Annotated in this window: 17 protein-coding genes, 1 tRNA gene and 2 pseudogenes; 14 read left to right on the top strand and 6 right to left on the bottom strand. The window is 70.1% G+C overall.

Translation table 11 applies throughout. The annotated features are described in order from the left end of the window. Positions 1-184 precede the first annotated feature (184 nt). The 5 genes and pseudogenes from QN245_RS13920 to QN245_RS13905 all read left to right on the top strand — a co-directional run bounded on the left by QN245_RS13920 (position 185) and on the right by QN245_RS13905 (position 4417). Positions 185-1852 carry a methyl-accepting chemotaxis protein gene (locus QN245_RS13920; RefSeq protein ID WP_317843455.1) on the top strand — a complete coding sequence of 556 codons (1668 nt, stop codon included), beginning with the start codon at positions 185-187 and terminating at the stop codon, positions 1850-1852. A 37-nt stretch (positions 1853-1889) separates the two neighbouring features. After that, a pseudogene (locus QN245_RS21530) lies at positions 1890-2417 on the top strand (CHASE3 domain-containing protein); the annotation flags it as partial. 294 nt (positions 2418-2711) lie between these two features. After that, positions 2712-3617 (top strand): annotated as a pseudogene (locus QN245_RS21525) (methyl-accepting chemotaxis protein); the annotation flags it as partial. A gap of 11 nt (positions 3618-3628) precedes the next feature. Further along, the gene (locus tag QN245_RS13910) at positions 3629-4150 is read left to right on the top strand and encodes a chemotaxis protein CheW (RefSeq protein ID WP_160969842.1); all 522 of its coding nucleotides are present in this window, start codon (positions 3629-3631) and stop codon (positions 4148-4150) included. 84 nt (positions 4151-4234) lie between these two features. Then, positions 4235-4417: a hypothetical protein gene (locus tag QN245_RS13905; protein WP_184643666.1), complete on the top strand. Its 183-nt coding sequence runs from the start codon at positions 4235-4237 to the stop codon at positions 4415-4417. Positions 4418-4622: 205 nt separating this feature from the next. Here QN245_RS13905 and QN245_RS13900 read toward each other — a convergent pair. Further along, positions 4623-4698, bottom strand: a tRNA-Ala gene (locus QN245_RS13900). Between the two features lie 235 nt (positions 4699-4933). Between QN245_RS13900 and QN245_RS13895 the strand changes: the two genes are divergently transcribed. Further along, positions 4934-5338, top strand: a complete 405-nt coding sequence (locus QN245_RS13895; protein WP_160969838.1) for an H-NS histone family protein — start codon at positions 4934-4936, stop codon at positions 5336-5338. Positions 5339-5439: 101 nt separating this feature from the next. Here the strand turns inward: QN245_RS13895 and rnd are convergent, their stop codons facing one another. Then, entirely contained in the window at positions 5440-6525 is a 1086-nt protein-coding gene (gene rnd / locus QN245_RS13890; RefSeq protein WP_184449346.1) for a ribonuclease D, read from the bottom strand. Between the two features lie 251 nt (positions 6526-6776). Here rnd and QN245_RS13885 point away from each other — a divergent pair, with 251 nt between their 5' ends. From QN245_RS13885 to QN245_RS13875, 3 genes are all read left to right on the top strand, one after another. Continuing rightward, positions 6777-8630, top strand: coding sequence for a formylglycine-generating enzyme family protein (locus QN245_RS13885; RefSeq protein WP_425612959.1), 1854 nt, complete (start codon positions 6777-6779; stop codon positions 8628-8630). A 323-nt stretch (positions 8631-8953) separates the two neighbouring features. Further along, the gene (locus QN245_RS13880) at positions 8954-9865 is read left to right on the top strand and encodes a M48 family metallopeptidase (protein WP_317843454.1); all 912 of its coding nucleotides are present in this window, start codon (positions 8954-8956) and stop codon (positions 9863-9865) included. A gap of 118 nt (positions 9866-9983) precedes the next feature. After that, positions 9984-10442 carry a DUF6491 family protein gene (locus QN245_RS13875; protein ID WP_160969832.1) on the top strand — a complete coding sequence of 153 codons (459 nt, stop codon included), beginning with the start codon at positions 9984-9986 and terminating at the stop codon, positions 10440-10442. Between the two features lie 322 nt (positions 10443-10764). Here QN245_RS13875 and QN245_RS13870 read toward each other — a convergent pair whose 3' ends face one another. The 4 genes from QN245_RS13870 to QN245_RS13855 all read right to left on the bottom strand — a co-directional run bounded on the left by QN245_RS13870 (position 10765) and on the right by QN245_RS13855 (position 14806). Further along, complete coding sequence (locus tag QN245_RS13870; protein ID WP_184448736.1) at positions 10765-11043, bottom strand: oxidative damage protection protein; 279 nt, start codon at positions 11041-11043, stop codon at positions 10765-10767. A gap of 41 nt (positions 11044-11084) precedes the next feature. Then, positions 11085-12146 carry an A/G-specific adenine glycosylase gene (gene mutY / locus QN245_RS13865; protein WP_317843453.1) on the bottom strand — a complete coding sequence of 354 codons (1062 nt, stop codon included), beginning with the start codon at positions 12144-12146 and terminating at the stop codon, positions 11085-11087. Positions 12147-12353: 207 nt separating this feature from the next. Next, on the bottom strand, positions 12354-13742 hold the full coding sequence (gene ftsY / locus QN245_RS13860; protein WP_317843452.1) for a signal recognition particle-docking protein FtsY: 1389 nt from the start codon (positions 13740-13742) through the stop codon (positions 12354-12356). 356 nt (positions 13743-14098) lie between these two features. Continuing rightward, the gene (locus QN245_RS13855; protein ID WP_017911046.1) at positions 14099-14806 is read right to left on the bottom strand and encodes an AraC family transcriptional regulator; all 708 of its coding nucleotides are present in this window, start codon (positions 14804-14806) and stop codon (positions 14099-14101) included. Between the two features lie 173 nt (positions 14807-14979). Between QN245_RS13855 and QN245_RS13850 the strand changes: the two genes are divergently transcribed. Genes QN245_RS13850 through QN245_RS13830 form a run of 5 tightly spaced genes read left to right on the top strand, consistent with a single transcriptional unit; the run spans position 14980 to position 19528 of the window. Continuing rightward, on the top strand, positions 14980-15921 hold the full coding sequence (locus QN245_RS13850) for a 4-hydroxyproline epimerase (RefSeq protein ID WP_167087558.1): 942 nt from the start codon (positions 14980-14982) through the stop codon (positions 15919-15921). Continuing rightward, entirely contained in the window at positions 15918-17018 is a 1101-nt protein-coding gene (locus tag QN245_RS13845) for an NAD(P)/FAD-dependent oxidoreductase (protein WP_317843451.1), read from the top strand. The genes QN245_RS13850 and QN245_RS13845 overlap by 4 nt, the downstream gene beginning before the upstream one ends. Further along, entirely contained in the window at positions 17015-17263 is a 249-nt protein-coding gene (locus QN245_RS13840) for a (2Fe-2S)-binding protein (RefSeq protein ID WP_048489457.1), read from the top strand. Before QN245_RS13845 ends, QN245_RS13840 begins: the two co-directional genes overlap by 4 nt. Next, positions 17256-18626, top strand: coding sequence for an FAD/NAD(P)-binding oxidoreductase (locus QN245_RS13835; RefSeq protein WP_317843450.1), 1371 nt, complete (start codon positions 17256-17258; stop codon positions 18624-18626). The genes QN245_RS13840 and QN245_RS13835 overlap by 8 nt, the downstream gene beginning before the upstream one ends. Next, positions 18623-19528, top strand: a complete 906-nt coding sequence (locus QN245_RS13830) for a dihydrodipicolinate synthase family protein (RefSeq protein ID WP_184448731.1) — start codon at positions 18623-18625, stop codon at positions 19526-19528. The genes QN245_RS13835 and QN245_RS13830 overlap by 4 nt, the downstream gene beginning before the upstream one ends.

The raw sequence follows: 19528 nt of genomic DNA, 5'->3' as shown, positions 1-19528 counted from the left end.
ATTCTGCAGTTTTCACGCCTTTTAAAGGCGCCATCAATGACGCCGATAGCTCTCACGCACAGACGTTGCGGCGCAGCGTCCTCGCTCACGAACGAGCGAGTGTGTCCACTCCGCGGGGCGCTGCGGAAGACGGCCGGAAGCGCTGCTGGCGCAACCGGACGCAGACAAAGAATCGAGGTACACCATGTTGGGCAATATGAAAATCGGGGTCAGGCTGACGGGGGCATTCCTGATCGTGGCGGCGATCGGCGCCTGTATCGGCTGGATCGGCATCCGCAACTCGGGTCGCATCAACGATTACGCCACGGTGCTGTACGAGCGCGAGTTGCTCGGCCTGTCGCACCTGAAAGAGGCCAACATCAATCTGATCAACGCCGGCCGTTCGCGCGCCAACCTGCAGTTGGCCAGCACGGAGGAAGATCGCGCCAAGCATGTCGCCAGCCTCGACAAGTACACCGCCAAGGTGGTCGAGCACATGGACAAGGCCAGGGCCTCGTTCGACGACCCGGACACGCTGGCCAAGCTGGCCCGCTTCGACCAGGTGTGGAAGACCTATCTGGAGCGGCGCGGCCAGTTCGTCGACTCGGTGATGCGCGAGCCGCTGCCGCAAGGCAATGCGCAGTTGGCGGACCTGTCCAAGGGCGTGCGCAGCAGCTCCGACGAACTGGATGCGCTGATGTCGGAACTGAGCGAGATCAAGGAGGCGAATGCGTCCAAGGCCAACGACGCCACCGACGAGATCTACGCCAGCAGCACCCACACGCTGCTGGCCATCGTGATCGGCGGCGTCCTGCTCGGCGTGGGCCTGGGCGTGTTCATCAGCCGCAGCGTGACCCGGCCGATCGACAAGGCGGTCAGCGTGGCCAATGCGCTGTCCGAGGGCGACCTGAGCATGTCGATCGACGTGCGCGGTCGCGACGAGACCGCGCAGCTGCTGCTGGCGATGCAGCGCATGGTCGAGAAGCTGCAGCAGGTGGTCGGCGAGGTCAACGCCAGTGCGCAGAGCCTGGCTGGCGCCTCGGAAGAAGTCAGCGCCACCGCGCAGTCGTTGAGCCAGGCCTCGACCGAGCAGGCCGCCGGCGTGGAGGAGACCAGCGCCTCGCTGGAGCAGATGACCGCTTCCATTGCGCAGAACACCGACAACGCCAAGGTCACCGACGGCATGGCCGCGCAAGCCGCCCGCGAGACGCTGGAAGGCGGCCAGGCGGTGGTGGCCACGGTGGCGGCGATGAAGCAGATCGCGGACAAGATCGGCATCATCGACGACATCGCCTACCAGACCAACCTGCTGGCACTAAACGCGGCGATCGAGGCCGCACGTGCCGGCGAGCACGGCAAGGGCTTCGCCGTGGTCGCCGCGGAGGTGCGCAAGCTTGCCGAGCGTAGCCAGGTGGCCGCGCAGGAGATCGGCGAGGTGGCCGGCTCCAGCGTGGAACTGGCCGAACGCGCCGGGCAGCTGCTGGAGACCATCGTGCCCAGCATCAAGAAGACTTCGGATCTGGTGCAGGAAATCACCGCCGCCTCGCAGGAGCAGTCCTCCGGCGTCGCACAGATCAATGTGGCGGTTGTGCAACTGAGCCAGATCACCCAGCAGAACGCGACCGCCTCCGAAGAGCTGGCGGCCACCGCCGAATCGATGAGCACGCAGGCCGTGCAGTTGCAGGACAGCATGGCGTTCTTCCAGTTGTCCGCTGCCACGCGGCGTGCCACGCATATGCCGGACGAAGGCGAGGCGCCGCTGTCGCTGCGTGCGGCCGGCTCGCGCTGGGCGACGCGTGCGCCCTCCGCGGCCGCGCGCCGTCCCGGTGCAGGCAATCGCGACCGCAACGAAGCGCTGCTGGGCCGCGCCTGATCCATTCCCTGGCGGCGCAGGTCGCGCCGCCAGTTCCATGTCGATGTCGTTGTCACAACTGCCCCAGTGTCGGGAGAGTGCCATGCTGAAGAATCTGAAAGTCGCAACCAAACTCTACGGCGGCTTCGCCGTGGTCCTGTGCATCCTGCTGGCGCTGGCCGGCGTCGCTTACTTCAACGTCTCCGCGTTGTCGCAGGCCAATTACTGGAACACCCACACCTACAAGGTGATCGCCGAAGTCGATGCTGCGCTCAGCAGCCTGATCAACATCGAGACCGGCACGCGCGGCTTCTCGCTGACCGGCGAGGACACCTTCCTGCAGCCCTATCGCGACGGTGTCGCCAGCTTCGACAGCCACCTGCGCACGGCGCAGGAACTGACCGCGGACAATCCCAAGCAGCAGGAGCGCCTGAACGCGCTGAAGCAGACCCAGGCGCAATGGCTCAGCCAGGCAGTGCATCCGCAGATCGCGCTGCGCAAGAACGTCAACGACGGCCAGGCGACGATGGAGGCGTTGGCCGCCGCGGTGCGTGCCTCCAAGGGCAAGGCCTACATGGATACGATGCGTGATCGCATGGCCGAAGTGCGCCGCGCAGAAAGCGAACTGCTGGCTGTGCGCGCCTCCGAGGCGGAGCAGCTGCAGCAGCGCACCAACCTCACCCTGATCGTCGGCAGTCTGGTCGCGGCGCTGTGCGCGTCGTTTATCGGTTTTCTGATCGCGCGTTCGCTGATGAGCGAACTCGGCGGCGAGCCGAGCACGGTGATGGAAGTGGCCTCGCGGATCGCGCGTGGCGATCTCACCGTGCAGGTGCCGACCCGCCCCAACGACACCACCAGCGCGATGGTGGCGCTGCAGGCGATGGTCGAGCGTCTGGCGGATGTCGTGGGCGAGGTCAACGCCAGCGCGCAATCGCTGGCCGGTTCGTCCGAGGAAGTCAGCGCCACCGCGCAGTCGCTGAGCCAGGCGGCCACCGAGCAGGCCTCCGGCGTGGAGGAGACCAGCGCCTCGCTGGAACAGATGACCGCGTCCATTGCGCAGAACACGGACAACGCCAAGGTCACCGAGGGCATGTCGGCGCAGGCGGCCAAGGAAGCGGTGGAGGGCGGCGAAGCGGTGCTGGCCTCGACCCATGCGATGAAGCAGATCGCGCAGAAGATCGGCATCATCGACGACATCGCCTACCAGACCAACCTGCTGGCGTTGAACGCGGCGATCGAGGCCGCGCGCGCCGGCGAGCACGGCAAGGGTTTCGCCGTGGTCGCGGCGGAAGTGCGCAAGCTGGCCGAGCGCAGCCAGGTGGCCGCGCAGGAGATCGGCGAGGTCGCCGCCAGCAGCGTCGGCCTGGCCGATCGCGCCGGCAACCTGCTCGGCACCATCGTGCCCAGCATCAAGAAGACCTCGGATCTGGTGCAGGAGATCGCCTCGGCCTCGCAGGAGCAGTCCTCCGGCGTCACCCAGATCAACCTGGCGGTGGCCCAGCTCAGCCAGGCCACGCAGCAGAACGCGGCGGCCTCCGAGCAATTGGCGGCGACCGCCGAACAGATGAGCACCCAGGCCGAATCGCTGCAGCAGGCGATGGGCTTCTTCCGCCTCAACCGCGAGCAGGACCTGGCCGCGCCACGCCGCGCCGCGCCGGTGGCGCCCAGGCCGGCGGCCACGCGCCCGCTGCGCAACGCCGGCAAGGCCTTGCGCCCGCGTGCACGCCAGGTGCCGGCCTACGCGCTGGCGGATGCGCCGGACGAAGGCCAGTTCGTCAACTTCTGAAGGGGAAGACCATGCACAACGATCGCATCGATGCCGTCACCGGGCTCGCGCAGCAGAACGCCTGGCAGTTCCTGACCTTTCAACTGGATCGCGAACTGTTCGGGCTCAACATCGCCGGTATCCACGAAATCATCGAGTACCGCCCACCCACGCCGGTGCCGACCATGCCGGCCTGCGTGTGCGGCGTGATCAACCTGCGCGGCGCGGTGGTGCCGGTGGTGGATCTGCAGTCGCGGCTCGGCCGCGGGCCCAGCCAGGTCACCCGCCGCAGTTGCATCGTCATCGCCACCGCCACCAGCGAAGAGGGGGGCGCGGCGCAGTCCTTCGGCCTGCTGGTGGACGCGGTCAACGAGGTGCTGGAATTGCCGCCACAGCAGATCGAGGCGCCGCCGGCCTTCGGCAGCGATATCCGCCGCGACCTGCTGCAGGGCATGGGCAAGCTGGAGGACCGCTTGGTGATCCTGCTCGACCGCGCGCGGCTGCTGCGCAGCGACGACATCGCCGAGGCCGGCGCACGCGCGCTGGCGGCGTGATGCCTGGCACGCCGTGATCCGTGCATCACGGCGGCCTCGCTAGGGTGGCGGCGAGCGGGCATCCGCCCCAGCGAGGTGCAGACCATGGCAAAAGACGAGACCACCCAGTCCGGCAAGCAGCAGGGCATCCACGAGGGCCGGCAGGACCGTGCCCAGGACGATACCGCCAAGCAGCGGCCCGGCCTGGAAGACCAGAAGCTGCGCGAGGCGCACGAGCGCGGCCCGCGCTCCGGACAGGACGAGGCCGCGCAGGACGACAACAACTGACCGATGATGCGGTGGGGAGCGCGCACTGCGACCGCTTCCCGCCCCGTCAGTACGGAAGCCGAGGGCCTCCGATCACGCCATCGCCACTGGGCATCGCATGACCGGACCGTCCTGGTCGGATGCGCTCAGCTTCAGGAGCGGCCAACAAAAAGGCCAGAGAGCCTGGTGGCTGTCTGGCCTTGTTGCACCGTCGAGGACGGAAAGATGGTGGAGCGGAAGGGGATCGAACCCTCGACCTTCGCATTGCGAACGCGACGCTCTCCCAGCTGAGCTACCGCCCCACATCAGACGCGTAGTGTAACTGGGCACGGGGCCGCGTGCCAAGGGGGGCAATGCAACATCCCCGGCGCCGGGCAGGGGGCCGGCCGAAGGGAAGCGGGAACGCGCTCAGCATTCTGTCTACAGCGCGCGCATTGAGTCGATATACTCGGCGGCCGAAATCTCCCGCGGTGATTTCGTTCCGGACGAAATAAACCGTCCGCTTCATACCTTTTACTAAAGACGGGTCTTTTACACATGACGGAAGTTCGCAACTTGCAACAGATCGCCGAAGCCAAGGCCAAGCTGCAGGAAGAAATGCGCAAGCTGGAAGAGCAGGAGCGGCAGGCGCGCGAGGGCGAAACCAATGCGGCGCACGCCAACGTGCTGTCGCTGCTGGAGCAGTTCGCCGAGTTCTTCAGCGCCAAGCAGCGCAACGAGATCGCGGCCTACGTGACCAGCGCGGCGTCCAAGCCGGCCAGCAGCAAGTCCGCCGGTGGCCGCAGCGAGGTCAAGCCGAAGTACCAGCTGCCGCACACCGGCGAAACCTGGTCCGGCCGCGGCCGCACGCCGAAGGCGTTCGCCGCCTGGGAAGGCACCGCCGCCTACAACGAATGGAAGGCGCGCCATCCGGATCTGAAGTTCCCGCTCGTCAAGTATTGAGCGGACGAAAAAAGGCCAGGATTTCCTGGCCTTTTTTTATGCCCGATGGCGTGGGCGTGCATGGCGGGGCGATCGCGGCCTGGCCGCGCGGCCGCAGGCGTTCAACGTGCGCTGGCGAGCAGCGGCTGCAGGTGCGGCTCCAGTTCGCGTCGGCGCCAGCCGGCCAGCGGCGTGGGCCATTGCGCGCTTTCCAGCAGGGCTTCCAGGTGCTTGCGCGAGGCCAGCAGGCCGTCGGGCAGGCCGAGTTCGGCGCTGCGTGCGGCCACCGCGTCCTGCAGTCGCTTCAGCGCTGCCTTGTTGTCGTCGCTGGCGGCCAGCGCCTGCGGCGCGTCGGCTTCGTCGGCCAGCGGCGTGGTCAGCGCCTGCCACAGCGCATCGCTGAGCTTGCGTGGCGCCTTGGGGTGCTTGTCGAACAGCGCCAGCATGGCCGGCTGGTCCTGTGGCGGGAACCGCGCCAGGGTGGCGGCCAGTTCGTTGTCCAGGATCCAGCTGCGCGGCTTGTCGCTGTGCCGGGCCTGGGCGTCGCGCCAGCGCAACAGGCGCAGCAGGCGCAGTTGCGCGGGGCGGTCCATGAATTGCGCCGAGCGCATGCTCAGGTGCGGCCAGCGCTCGCCATCGTCGTGCTCGACGGTGCCGAGCAGGCGTTCGCCGTCCTCGTGCAGCCAGTCGCTGCGCTGCAGGGTCTGCAACCGCGCCTGCAGGTGGTCGTGCAGCGCGAACAGATGGCGCACGTCGTCGGCGGCGTATTCCAGCTGCGCCGGCGACAGCGGGCGGCGTAGCCAGTCCGAGCGGGTCTCGCCCTTGGCCAGGTGCACGCCGGTGATCTCCAGCACCAGCTTCTGGTAGCCCATGCCGGCGCCAAGCCCGGCCAGGCCGGCGGCGATCTGGGTGTCGAACAGCGGCCGCGGCAGGGTGCCGCAGGCGCACTTGAAGGCGACCAGGTCTTCGCTGGCGCTGTGCATGATCTTGAGGATGCCCGGATCGCTCAGCCACGGCGCCAGCGCCTGCGGCATGCCCGGGATCAGTGGGTCGATCAGCAGGATGTCGTCGCCCACCGCCATCTGCACCAGCGCCAGTTGCGGCCAGTAGGTCCGTTCGCGGACGAATTCGGTATCCAGGCCGATGCGGGCCGGCCGCTGCGCCAGCCGTTCGCTCAGCTCGGCGGGTTGCTTGATCCAGTAAGGCACGTGATTTCCGTTGACTGCAGGGTTTGCTCAGGCAGGCGAGAATAGCCTAACGTCGCTCCGCCGGCCGCACGGCGCGCCGGGTGGGGCGGCGTCGCAAGGGCGTGTCATCAATCCCCGAGCAATCGCGGCCCTTCGGGTTGGGCCTGACAGGCGCGCGGGCCCAACGCGGCATACTCGGGAATTGGTGACACGCCCTAGGACCATGGTTCGGAGGAAAGGTGCGCAGCAGCGGCGTTGTGATGGTCTGGAGCATGCTGGCGGCAGTGCTGGTCGGCTGTGCGCGGCAGCCGCCGGCGCCGGCCGCCGATCCCGCGCCTGCGGCCGCCGCTGCCGCCGTGCCGGCGCGGTCGGCGCCGGCCAGGCCGGTGCAGGCGCCCAGCGTGACCATCGGCGGCGAAGACGCAGCCGAGACCGTGGCGCGCTGGCAGCCGCCGTTGCCGACCTTGACCCGCGGCGGCCTGCCGCAGGCGCGGCGCGAGGCGGCGCGCGCGCTGGCCGCCGATCGCCTGTTCGAGGACGCGCAGTCGGCGATTCCGCTGTACCTGGCGATCCGCAGCCTGGCGCCGAACGATCGCGTCGCCCAGGACGGCCTGCGCAAGGCGCGGCGACGCCTGCTGCAGCTGGGCGCGCAGGCGCTGGGCGATCCGGAGCGGTCCGAGCGCACGCTGGAGCAGGCTGCGCGCATCGCGATGGTGGCGCTGTGGCTGGATGCGGACGATCCGGCGGTGCGGCGCCTGCAGCAGCGGGTGGAGACCGCCTCGCGGGTGCTGGCCTACAACCGCGCCGGCGAGGACGACCTGCGTGGTGGCCGCCTGGGCGAGGACGGCAACGGCGCCCTGGCCAATTTCCGCGAGGCGCTGCTGCTGGATGCGGACGATGCGCGCGCGCGGCAGGGCGTGGCGGCGGTGGAGAGCGCGCTGATCCGCCGCGCCGAGACGGCGGCGGCGGCCTCGGATTTCGCCGCTGCCGGCAGCTGGCTGGCGCGTGCGGCGCGGGTGCGCGAGGACGCGCCCACGGTGCGCGATGCGCGCGTGCGCGTGGAGCAGGTGCGGGTGGCGCGCATCGCCGCCTTGCGCGATGCCGGCCTGCGCGATCTGGCCACACCGGCCGGGTTGAAGTCGGCGCGCGAGCGCCTGGGCGACGTGCTGCGCATCGCCGATCCCGGCGATCCGGTGGCGGCGATGCTGCGCGAACGCATCGACCTGGCCACCCATTACGGCAGTTTCCGTCCCGGCCAGGTGTTCACCGACGGCATGCACGACGGTGGGCGCGGCCCGCAGATGATCGTGGTGCCGCACGGCGGCTTTCGCATGGGCGCGGCCGAGACCGAACCCGGCGCCTCGCCGGCGGAGATGCCGCAGCATTACGTGCGCTTCGACCGCGGTTTCGCCATGTCGATCACCGAGGTCACGGTGGCCGAGTTCCGCCGCTTCGTGGAGGCGACCAATGCGCGTCCGCGCGCCACCCGGCGTGGCCATTCCACGGTCTACGACGAGCGCAGTGGCAACTTCGTGCGCCGCAACGGGGTGGACTGGCAGTCCGATTACCAGGGCGCGCGGGCGGCGCCCAACAGCCCGGTGATGCACGTCAGCGTGCGCGACGCCGAAGCCTACGCGGCCTGGCTGTCGCAGCAGACCGGGCGGCACTACCGGCTGCCCAGCGAGGCCGAGTTCGAATACGCCCTGCGCGCCGGCGGCCGCGGCCGCTATCCCTGGGGCAACGCCGGCACGCCGCCGCGCGGCAGCGGCAACTTCACCGGCGGCGGCGACGTCTCGCCCAGCGGTCGGCACTGGCGCAACGCCTTCGTCGGCTACACCGACGGGTTCTGGGGGCCCGCGCCGGTGGCCAGTTTTTCCGCCAACGCCTGGGGCCTGCACGACATGGCCGGCAACCTCAGCGAATGGGTCGCCGACTGCTGGCATGCCAGCTACCGCCGTGCGCCCGCCGATGGTGCGGCCTGGTACAACCCGGGCTGCCGCTCGCGGGTGGTGCGCGGCGGCAACTGGGCCAATGCGCCGGAGCAGACCCGCGCGGCCTGGCGGCTGATGCAGGATTCGGACAGCACCAGCGCGCGCGTCGGCTTCCGCCTGGTGCGCGGCATTTGACGCCGCCGCGCCGGTGCCGGCGCGAGGGCGTTTCATCCATCCCCGAGTACGCCGCGTTGGGTCTGGCAGGCGCGCCGCCGGTGTTGCGTGGCGCAGTGCCTGACTGGGCGTCAGGTCAAGCCGCGCGGCGTCGGCGGCGCGCCTGCCAGGCCCAACCCGAAGGGCCGCGGTTGCGCGCGCTCGTGGCCGCGTCATCGCTCGGGCGTGGACCGACGTCCACTTCCTCGCTCTTCCTTGCCACAAGCACGCGCAACCGCGGCGCGGCATGCTCGGGGATGGATCAAACGCCCTATATTGCCTCACCAGTCAACGAGGGGAACCCGATGAACCAAGTCTTCGGCCGCCAGGGCGGCGAACCGGGCGGTGGCCGCCGTGGGCCGCTGGGCGGGGTGCGCTGGCTGGTGCTGCTGGGCTTTGCCGTGTATGCCGGGTACTACTGGTTCTCCAACCGCAGCGAGGACCCGTACACCGGCGAGCAGGTGCTGATCGACCGCTCGTTGAACGTGGAGGACGAGAAGGCACTGGGTCTGCAGGCGTACCAGGAGATCCTGGCGCAGGAACATCCGGTCGATCCGCAGTCGCAGGTAGCGCAGCAGGTGCGTGCGATCGCGCAGCGGTTGATCGCGAAGGTCGATGTGGTCGAGGACGCGCTGGCCGCCGAGCACGGCATGCAGGCCAAGCATTACGCGCGCGGCTTCGACTGGGACGTCAACGTGATCGAGTCCGAACAGGCCAATGCGTTCTGCCTGCCCGGCGGCAAGATGGCGGTCTACACCGGGCTGCTGCCGGTGGCCAAGAACGCCGATGCGATGGCGGTGGTGATGGGCCACGAGATCGCGCATGCGCTGTTGCGGCATGGCGCGCAGCGCATGGCCCAGCAGAAGCTGACCCAGATCGGGCAGATGGCCGGCGCCGCCGGCGGGCTGGATCCGCAACAGCAGCAGATGGCGATGGCGGCGATGGGGTACGGCTACCTGCTGCCGTACGCGCGCAGCCACGAGACCCAGGCCGACGAAGTCGGGCTGATGCTCGCCGCCGCGGCCTGTTTCGACCCGCGCGAGGCGGTGCCGTTGTGGGAACGGATGAGCGCCAGCAGCGGCGGCCAGGCGCCGCCGGAGTTCGCCTCCACCCATCCCAATCCGGGTACCCGCATCCAGAACCTGCAGGCGCTGATGCCCAAGGCGCTGGAGTACCGGCAGCGCTTCTGCGAGTCGGCGCGCAGTCCCTCGCAGTAAGTGGTGCCATCGCGCCGCGATCGTTGGCTGCCTTGTCGCTGAACGACTCTGCGTGCGTACACGGCAGCGTGCACGGTGGCGGGCGCATGATGCGCTCCACACCACCAGGAGCATTGCCATGAAACGCCTGCTGCTGTCCTCCCTCGTCGCCACGGCCGTACTGGCCGGCTGCGCGACCAACCGCCTCAGCGACGACGAGCGTCTCACCCTGTACCGCGCCCACGCCGGTGCGCCGGTGCGCGACTTCCAGTACTTCAACCAGCTCAGCGGCTGGACCGCGCTAGGCGACAGCGCGCTGGCGGTGTGGACGCGTCCGAACCAGGCCTATCTGCTGGAATTCGCCGGCACCTGCCAGGATCTGGATTTCGCCCCCAGCATCGCCATCACCCATTTCGGCAGCCAGGTCTCGGCGAAGTTCGACGACGTGCTGGTGCTCGGCGGCGGTCCGGCCGCGATTCGCCTGCCGTGCCGCATCGACAGCATCCGGCCGCTGGACGTCAAGGCGCTGCGCACCTCGGAGAAGGAACTGCGCGAGGCCAAGGTGCAGGAGCGGGCGCAGCAGGCGCCGGGGAGCTGAGGCAGTGCCGGGAATCGGGATTCGGGAATCGGGATTTGGGATTCGCGAGGCGGCGGCGGGGCGAGTGCGATGTTGCACCGCCACTGCCTGGCGTTACAGGTTGCGCCCTGTCGCGTTAGGTGCGGCTGCACTGCGGTGTGCGGCAAGGCCAAATAGCCGCAGGGCGCACGCGTAGGAGCGGCTTCAGCCGCGACGGGCGTTCCTGGTAAGGCCTTGTCGCGGCTGAAGCCGCTCTTACGAGATCGCGTAAGGCGCGACGAAAGCCGGCGCTTGGCGGAGTCTTAGCGTGGTGCATGCGCGTGACGTCACGACGCGGCGCCGCTCAGGACGCCTGATCGGGTGCCACGTAGCCGTCGGGCTTGTCGGCGCCGCCCTGGAACAGGAACTTCTCCAGTTCCGCTTCCAGGAACGCGCGGTGCTTGGGATCGCGCGGCGACAGCCGGTTCTCGTTGATCAGCATGGTCTGGTGCGCCAGCCACGCCTGCCAGCCGGCCTTGCCGATATGCGCGAACACGCGCTTGCCGAGCTCGCCGGGATACGGCACGTAGTCGAGCCCTTCGGTGTCGCGTTGCTGGTACTGGCAGAAGACGGTGCGGGACATGGCAATTCCTGGCGATGCGCGCACGGCCCCGCGCTGGTGCGTCAGAGGCCGTCGAGCAGTTTGCGGATCGGTGCGGGCAGGCCCAGCGTCGACAGGTCGGCGCGCGCCACCCAGCGCAGGTCGTCATTGTCGCCCAGCGCATCGCCCATGGCGACCTTGCGCAGGCGCAGTGGCTGCAGATGCAGGCGGTAATGGCTGAAAGTGTGCACGATCGGCGGCAGCGCTTCGGCGTCGTCGTAGGCGCGCCCGCGCATCCAGCGCGCATACCAGGCGCGCAGTTCGCTGTCGGTGTCGGCCTGCGGCAGCGTCCACAGCGAGGCCCAGATGCCGGTCGGCGGACGCCGCTGCAGCAGCAGTTCGCCGGCGGCGTTCTCCAGCAGCAGGGCCAGCGCTTCGCGCTCGGGCAGGGTCTTGCCCGGCTTGGGCGTGGGCAGCGCCTCGACCAGGCCGTCGCGACGCGCCACGCAGTCGTCCTGCAGCGGACACAGCACGCATGCCGGGTTGGCGCGGGTGCACAGGGTGGCGCCGAAATCCATCTGCGCCTGGGTGTAGTCGGCCATGCGCCCGTCGGGCACCGCGTCCACATGCGACTGCGCGAGCGCCCACAGCGGCTTTTCCACCGCCGGCAGGCCGGGGTAGCCGGCGATGCCGTGGTAGCGGGTCAGTACGCGCTTGACGTTGCCGTCGAGGATCGGGAAGCGGTCGTTCCAGGCCTGGCTGAGGATCGCGCCGGCGGTGCTGCGGCCGATGCCGGGCAGCGCATGCAGGGCATCGAAATCGCGCGGCAGCTCGCCGCCGTGCAGTTCCACGCAGCGCTTGGCGGCGGCATGCAGGTTGCGCGCGCGGGCGTAGTAGCCGAGCCCGGCCCATTGCGCCATCACCGCATCGTTGTCGGCGGCGGCCAGCGCCGGCAGGGTCGGGAAGTGCTGCAGGAAGCGCAGGAAGTAGGGGATGACCACCGCCACCTGGGTCTGCTGCAGCATGATTTCCGACAGCCACACCCGGTACGGACTGCGCGGATGCTGCCAGGGCAGGTCGTGGCGGCCGTGGCGATCGAACCAGGCGAGCAGGCGGGCGGGGAAGGTGTCGGAGTGCTGGCGCATGCTGGCTGACTGGTTCCTTCTCCCTGCGGGAGAAGGTGCCCCGCAGGGGCGGATGAGGGGTTGTGCTGTTCCTTCTCCCTTCGGGAGAAGGTGCCCCGAAGGGGCGGATGAGGGTACGGGCGAAGCCTGGTGAACTTGATGCCGCGAGTCGCTTCGCGCCGCACCCTCACCCCAACCCCTCTCCCGGAGGGAGAGGGGCTTCAGCGGTCAGCCGCCGAGCGCTTCTGGCAGCAACGCGTCGACGAAGGCTTCGGCGTCGAACACGCGCAGGTCTTCGGGGCGTTCGCCGATGCCGGCGAAGCGGATCGGGATGCCGAACTCGCGGGCCAGGGCGAACACCACGCCGCCCTTGGCGGTGCCGTCGAGCTTGGTCACCACCAGGCCGGTGACGCCGACCGCTGCATGGAACTGGCGCAGCTGCGACAGCGCGTTCTGGCCGGTGGTGCCGTCGATGACCATCAGCACCTCGTGCGGCGCGCTGGCGTCGAGCTTGCCGAGCACGCGACGGATCTTGCCCAGTTCGTTCATCAGCCCGGTCTGGGTGTGCAGGCGGCCGGCGGTGTCGGCGATCAGCACCTCGATGCCGCGCGCCTTGCCGGCCTGCAGCGCATCGAAGGCCACCGAGGCGGCGTCGGCGTTCTGGCCCTGTGCGATCACGCTCACACCGTTGCGCTCGCCCCAGGCCTGCAACTGCGCCACCGCCGCGGCGCGGAAGGTGTCGCCGGCAGCCAGCATCAGGCTGTGGCCTTCGTCCTTGAAGCGCTTGGCCAGCTTGCCGATGGTGGTGGTCTTGCCGACGCCGTTGACGCCGACGGTCAGCACCACGAAGGGCTTGGCGTTGCGATCGATCTGCAGCGGCTTGGCCACCGGCTGCAGGATCGCCAGCAGGTCGGCGCGTAGCGCTTGCTGCAGCGCCCTGGCGTCGACGAACTCGCGCGCCTTCATGCGCTTGCGCAGGTTTTCGATCAGCGCGGTGGTGGCGGGGATGCCGACGTCGGCGGTGATCAGCGCTGTCTCGATCTCGTCGAGCAGGTCGTCGTCGAGCTTGGGATTGCGCGAGAACAGGCTGCCGACGCTGCGCGCGAAACTGCTGTTGCGCAGGCGCTCGCGCCAGCCGGGCTTGCCGGCCGGCGCGGCGGGCAGGGCGTCGCTGCGTACCAGGTCGGCGTCGGCGGCGGGCACGGACGCGGCGTTAGGTGTCGGCGCGGGTACCGCAGCGGGCTGCTGGGCGGGGGCGGGCGTCGGGTGCGGCACGCTCGGTGCCGGCGCGGCGGCTGGCGGTGGCACATAGGCCTGCGGCGGCGGTGTGGGCGCTGCGGGCGGCAGCGGCGTCGGTTGCGGCTGCGGGACAGCGACCGGGGCCGGCGCCTGGACGGGGTGTTCGGCGACCGGCGCGGGTGCTGGCTCCGGAGTAGGAACGGGTGCTGGGGCGGCAGGCGCCGCCTCAGCGGCAGGCGGCACCGACGGCGCAGTCGCAGCGGGTTCGGCGCTTGCCGGCTTGGGGAAGGCGGCGGCCAGTTCCTCGATGCTGTAGCGCTGCGTGCGGCTCTCGCCGGCGTTGTCCTGGGGCTTGTTACGGCGGAATAGGCTGACCATGGATGACGCGTGGACCGGAAACGCGGAATGCTACCACTTGCGACCTGAGCGGCCTGTGCAGCGGGGGCGAGCCGGGATGCCTGGGTGGAATTCGTCCCTCACCAACGTGTATGCACGCGTTGGCGCGGCGCCTATCCAATCACCGGACCAACTGCGACCGGGCATCCCTAGTGCAGCAAGGTTGTAGCGTAGGTGCGGATGTGTCATGGCATTTCGATGCGATCGGCTGCGCCGGACCCTCACCCCAACCCCTCTCCCGGAGGGAGAGGGGCTCTTGCATATCCAGCGTCACGATCTCAACGCGCGCATTCAGCTCGGAAACGAATCCCCATTCCCGAATCCCCAATCCCGTCTCTTCACAGCTTGCCCTTCATCGACCGGTAGTCGCGCGGGGTCATGCCGACGGTGGCCTTGAACTGGCGGGCGAAGGCGCTCTGGTCGGCAAAGCCGCACAGTTGGCCGATGCTGGCGATGCTGTCGTCGCCGTGCAGCAGGCGCATCGCCGCTTCGATGCGCATCTTGGTCAGCAGTTGCTGCGGGGTCAGCTGGAACACGCGGCGGAAGTGCCGCTCCAGTTGCGCCACCGACAGCTCGGCCAGGTCGGCCAGGGTCTGCACGCGCAGGTTGTCGCCGTAGTGCGCCTGCATGTGCTCCATGGCGCGGCTGATGCGCTCGTAGGCGGAATGGCGGCTGTCCGGCTGGCCCAGGTCGCGGGAGATGCCGACCACGCCGATCACCTCCTCGCCCTCGCACAGCGGGCGCTTGAAGGTCAGGCACCAGCCCGGGGTGCGGTTCGGGAACAGGTGCACTTCGAGCTGGTTCTCGATCACCTCACCGCACAGCACGCGCCGGTCCTGCATCAGGTAGCTGCCGCCCAGCGGCAGCGGAAACACGTCTGCGGCCGACTTGCCGATCAGGTCGGCGCGGTACTTCTTGCCCAGCCGCCGCACTAGGGTCAGGTTGACGTGGGTGTAGCGGCCGTCGCGGTCCTTCACGAAGAACACCACGTCCGGCAAGGCGTCGAACAGCGTCTGCAGTTCCAGTGCCGAAATCAGAGTGTCCATGGCGTTCACCTGCGGGAGTGGGCGGCGGTGCGGGCGCGCCGCCGCGCGTCCCCCTGAATGCCGATGCTAGCCTAAGTCGGCGCCGTCGGGCGTCGCCGGGTTGTGCGAACTTCCGCATTGGCGACAGGCAAACGCTGCTAGCCGGCGGCGGTGCCGAATGTGAGCATGGCCCCATGCATACACTCGATGTCATCGACTCGCACAGCGCCGGCGAACCCACCCGTGTCGTCGTCTCCGGCTTCCCCGATCTGGGAACCGGTTCCCTGGCCGAGCGCCGCGAGCTGTTCCGCACGCGCTTCGACCGTTGGCGCAGCGCCATCGCCTGCGAGCCGCGCGGCTCGGACACCATGGTCGGCGCCTTGCTGCTGCCGCCGGTGGCCGCCGACGCCTGCGCGGCAGTGATCTTCTTCAACAACGTCGGTTACCTGGGCATGTGCGGCCACGGCACCATCGGCCTGGTGCGCACGCTGGCCGAACTGGGACGGCTGAGCCCGGGCACGCACCGGATCGAGACGCCGGTGGGCACGGTCGGCGTGGAACTGCACGCCGACGGCCGCGTGTCGGTCGACAACGTCGAGAGCTATCGCCATGCCACCGGCGTCGACGTGCAGGTGCCCGAGTACGGGCGCGTGCGCGGCGACGTCGCCTGGGGCGGCAACTGGTTCTTCATCACCGAACAGACCCCGTGCGCGCTGGAACTGCGCCACCAGCGCGCGCTGACGGCCTATACCGAGGCGGTGCGGCTGGCGCTGGAGGCGGCGGGCATCCGCGGCGCCGACGGCGGTGAGATCGACCACATCGAGATCAACGGGCCGGCGCCGGACGCCAGCGCCGATGCGCGCAACTTCGTGCTGTGCCCGGGCCTGGCCTACGACCGTTCGCCGTGCGGCACCGGCACCAGCGCCAAGCTGGCGTGCCTGGCCGCCGACGGCAAGCTGGCGGCGGGCCAGGTGTGGCGCCAGCAGGGCATCCTCGGCAGTGTGTTCGAGGGCAGCTATGCGGCCGGCACCCGCGGGGTGCTGCCGCGCATCACCGGGCAGGCCTACATCACCGCGCGTTCGCAATTGCTGATCGATCCGCAGGATCCGTTCGCCTGGGGCATCGGCGCCGCATGAGCGGTTTCGACCTGATCGTCGTCGGCGCCGGCATCGTCGGCGCGGCCTGTGCAGATGCGGCGGCGGCCGCCGGCCTGCGCGTGGCGATCGTCGAGTCGGGCAGCATCGGCGGCGGCTCCACTGCCGCGGCGATGGGCCACCTGGTGGCGATGGACGACGATCCGGCGGAACTGGCGCTGTCGGCGTATTCGCTGCGCCTGTGGGAAGAATTCGCGCCGCTGCCGGAGGCGGAGTTCAGCCGCTGCGGCACGCTGTGGGTGGCGCGCGAGGCGCGCGAGCTGGAGGCGATTCCGGCCAAGATCCAGCGCCTGGCCGTTGCCGGCGTGCAGGCCGAAGCGCTCGATGCGCAGCGGTTGTATCAATTGGAGCCGGCCCTGGTGCCGGGCCTGGCCGGCGGCATGCGCGTGGCCGCCGAGGCGGTGGTGTATCCGCCGCGGATGGCGCGCTACCTGGTCGAGCGCGCCTGCGCCGCTGGCGCGCAGCTGTACGCCGGACGCCGCGCCACCGCGCTGCTCGATGCCGGCGTGCGCCTGGACGACGGCAGTGCGCTGCATGGCCCGGTGCTGGTCGCCACCGGCTGCGCCGTGCCGGAGCTGCTGCCGGAACTGCCGATGCGCTCGCGCAAGGGGCAACTGGTGATCACCGACCGCTATCCGGGCTTCGTCGCCCATCAATTGCTGGAATTGAGCTACGCCGACAGCGCGCATGGCAGCGACGGCAGCAGCGTGGCGTTCAACGTGCAGCCGCGGCCGACCGGGCAGATCCTGATCGGCTCCTCTCGCGAATTCGACGCGACCGACCGCGCGGTGTCCATGCCGATGCTGCAGCGGATGCTGGAGCGCGCCTTCGTGTTCCTGCCCGGCCTGCGGCAACTGCAGGCGATCCGGGTGTGGACCGGCCTGCGTCCGGCCACGCCGGACGGGCGGCCTTACCTGGGCGCAGTGCCGGAGCGGCGCGACGTGTGGGTCGCGGCCGGCCACGAGGGCCTGGGCGTGACCACCGCGCTGGGCAGTGCGCGCCTGCTGCTGGACCAATTGCTGCAGCGGCCCACGGCCATCGACCCGGCGCCGTACGCGCCGGCGCGGGCGCTGGCATGAGCGCGCGGATGCTGCGCCTGCAGGTCGACGGACGCGACGTCGAAGTGGTCGACGGCAGCAGTGTGGCCGCGGCAGTGGCGCAGGTCGCCACGCATTTCCGCCGCTCGCGCAGCGGCCAGCCGCGCGCGCCGCTGTGCGGCATGGGCGTGTGCGCCGAGTGCCGGGTACGCATCGACCGCGTCGGTCAGTTGCGCGCCTGCATCACGCCGGCGCGCGACGGCATGCAGGTGTGGACCGATGGCTGAGTCGCGCGCCCACTACGAGGTGCTGGTGATCGGCGCCGGTCCGGCCGGGCTGGCGGCGGCGCTGGCCGCGGCCGGGCACGGCCGCCGGGTCGGCCTGGTCGATCTGCAGGCGCGTGCCGGCGGCCAGATCTGGCGCCACGATGTCGCCCACGCGCCGCCACGCCTGGCCGCGCGCGCGCTGGCGCAACTGGCGGCCAGTGCGGTGACCTTCCTGCCGCAGACCCAGGTGCTGCTGGCGCAGGACCGGCAGTTGCTTACCGATGGCCCGGATGGTCCGCGCTGGTTGGGCTACGACGCGCTGGTGCTGGCCACCGGCGCGCGCGAATTGCTGTTGCCGTTCCCGGGCTGGACCCTGCCCGGGGTGACCGGCGCCGGCGGCGCCCAAGCGCTGGCCAAGCAGGGCTGGCCGCTGCGCGGACGGCGCGTGCTGGTCGCCGGCAGCGGGCCGCTGCTGCTGGCCTCGGCGTCGACCCTGCATCGCCACGGCGCGCAGGTGCTGGGCATCGTCGAACAGGCGCCATGGCGTGCGTTGGCCGCATTCGCCGCCCAACTGCCGTTGCGCTGGCCGGACAAGGCGCTGCAGGCGCTGGCGCTGCGCACGCAACTGGCCGGGGTCGGCTACCACGCCGGCAGCGTGGTACTGGCCGCACATGGCGAGGGCCGCGTGCAGGAGGTGGAGATCGACGGCCCGCGCGGTCGCCGCCGTCTCGCCTGCGATCAACTGGCGGTGGGCTACGGCCTGGTGCCGAACGTGGAACTGGCGCAACTGCTGGGCTGCCGTCTGGGCCGCAGTGGCACGCATCCGTGCGTGGCGGTGGATGCGCAGTTGCGTACCAGCATCGACGGCGTGTACGCCGCCGGCGAGGCGCTGGGCATCGGCGGGCGCGATTGCGCGCGGGTGGAAGGCGCCATTGCCGGCCACCTGGCCGCCGGCCAGGACGCCGATGCGCAGGCGCTGCAGCCGCAGCGGCGACGCGCGCGCGCCTTCGCCGCGCTGCTGCAGCGGCAGTTCGCGCTGGATCCGCGCATCCATGCGTTGGCCGCGCCGGATACGCTGGTGTGCCGCTGCGAAGACGTGCCGCTGGCCGCGCTGCAGGGCCACGCCGACCTGCGCGATGCCAAGCTGGCCTCGCGCTGCGGCATGGGCGCCTGCCAGGGCCGCATCTGCGGCAGTGCGCTGACCGAACTTGGCCTGGCCGTGCGCGCCGACGATTTCTCCGACGACGGCCGCCGGCCGCCGCTGTTCCCGGCGCGGTTGGACGCGCTGGCCCATCCCTGTCCGGACTCCGGTCCGGACACCGCTTGCGCCGCGCCGTCGCGCGCGGCATCCCTTCGCAACTCTCCACAAGGTGTACATCCATGAGCAAGGCTTCCTTCTGGTACGGCGTGCTGCCGGCCATCACCACCCCGTTCAACGCCGACGGCAGCATCGACCATGCGTTCCTGGCCAAGCATGCGCAGCTGATGATCGACGCCGGCTGCACCGCGATCGTGCCGCTGGGTTCGCTGGGCGAAGCGGCCACGCTGAGCTTCGACGACAAGCTGGCGATCCTGAAGACCCTGGTGCAGGCGGTCGATGGCCGCATCCCGGTGGTGCCGGGCATCGCCGCGCTGTCCACCGACGAGGCCGTGCGCCTGGCGCAGGCGGCCAAGCAGATCGGCTGCGGTGGCCTCATGGTGCTGCCGCCGTACGTGTATTCCACCGACTGGCGCGAGATGGGTGCGCACATGCGCGCGGTGATCGCCGCCACCGACCTGCCGGCGATCCTGTACAACAACCCGATCGCCTACAAGACCGATTTCAGCCCGGCGCAGATCGCCGAGCTGGCTGCCGAATTCCCGAACCTGCAGGCGGTCAAGGAATCCTCCGGCGACGTGCGCCGCTTCGCCGCGCTGGGCGAACTGCTCGGCGACCGCCTGGTGCTGCTGGTGGGCATGGACGATGCGATCGTCGAAGGCCTGAGCATGGGCGCCAAGGGCTGGATCGCCGGCCTGGTCAATGCCTATCCGAAGGAGTCGGTGAAGCTGTTCGAACTGGCCCGCGACGGCGGCTACCCGGCGGCCAAGGCGCTGTACGACTGGTTCCTGCCGCTGCTGCGCCTGGACACCGTGCCCAAGTTCGTGCAGCTGATCAAGCTGGTGCAGGAGAAGGTCGGCCTGGGCAGCGAGCGCGTGCGCGCACCGCGGCTGGTACTGGAAGGCGCCGAGCGCGAGGCCGCGCTGAAGGTCATCGACCACGCCATCGCCACCCATCCCGGGCACTGA

The sequence above is a fragment of the Xanthomonas rydalmerensis genome (assembly GCF_033170385.1).
Taxonomy (GTDB): Bacteria; Pseudomonadota; Gammaproteobacteria; order Xanthomonadales; family Xanthomonadaceae; genus Xanthomonas_A; species Xanthomonas_A rydalmerensis.
Note: the sequence above shows the minus strand (reverse complement) of the source record. Positions and strands in the feature narration are given on the sequence as shown.

Bases quoted from the DNA above. Each gene is read 5' to 3' on its own strand.
- QN245_RS13880 (WP_317843454.1), top strand. From the start codon at position 8,954: ATGAACCAAGTCTTCGGCCGCCAGGGCGGCGAACCGGGCGGTGGCCGC.
- QN245_RS13855 (WP_017911046.1), bottom strand. From the start codon at position 14,806: ATGGACACTCTGATTTCGGCACTGGAACTGCAGACGCTGTTCGACGCC.
- QN245_RS13875 (WP_160969832.1), top strand. From the start codon at position 9,984: ATGAAACGCCTGCTGCTGTCCTCCCTCGTCGCCACGGCCGTACTGGCC.
- QN245_RS13850 (WP_167087558.1), top strand. From the start codon at position 14,980: ATGCATACACTCGATGTCATCGACTCGCACAGCGCCGGCGAACCCACC.
- QN245_RS13870 (WP_184448736.1), bottom strand. From the start codon at position 11,043: ATGTCCCGCACCGTCTTCTGCCAGTACCAGCAACGCGACACCGAAGGG.
- QN245_RS13910 (WP_160969842.1), top strand. From the start codon at position 3,629: ATGCACAACGATCGCATCGATGCCGTCACCGGGCTCGCGCAGCAGAAC.
- QN245_RS13830 (WP_184448731.1), top strand. From the start codon at position 18,623: ATGAGCAAGGCTTCCTTCTGGTACGGCGTGCTGCCGGCCATCACCACC.
- QN245_RS13840 (WP_048489457.1), top strand. From the start codon at position 17,015: ATGAGCGCGCGGATGCTGCGCCTGCAGGTCGACGGACGCGACGTCGAA.
- QN245_RS13920 (WP_317843455.1), top strand. From the start codon at position 185: ATGTTGGGCAATATGAAAATCGGGGTCAGGCTGACGGGGGCATTCCTG.
- mutY (WP_317843453.1), bottom strand. From the start codon at position 12,146: ATGCGCCAGCACTCCGACACCTTCCCCGCCCGCCTGCTCGCCTGGTTC.
- QN245_RS13895 (WP_160969838.1), top strand. From the start codon at position 4,934: ATGACGGAAGTTCGCAACTTGCAACAGATCGCCGAAGCCAAGGCCAAG.
- QN245_RS13835 (WP_317843450.1), top strand. From the start codon at position 17,256: ATGGCTGAGTCGCGCGCCCACTACGAGGTGCTGGTGATCGGCGCCGGT.
- ftsY (WP_317843452.1), bottom strand. From the start codon at position 13,742: ATGGTCAGCCTATTCCGCCGTAACAAGCCCCAGGACAACGCCGGCGAG.
- QN245_RS13885 (WP_425612959.1), top strand. From the start codon at position 6,777: ATGCTGGCGGCAGTGCTGGTCGGCTGTGCGCGGCAGCCGCCGGCGCCG.
- QN245_RS13905 (WP_184643666.1), top strand. From the start codon at position 4,235: ATGGCAAAAGACGAGACCACCCAGTCCGGCAAGCAGCAGGGCATCCAC.
- QN245_RS13845 (WP_317843451.1), top strand. From the start codon at position 15,918: ATGAGCGGTTTCGACCTGATCGTCGTCGGCGCCGGCATCGTCGGCGCG.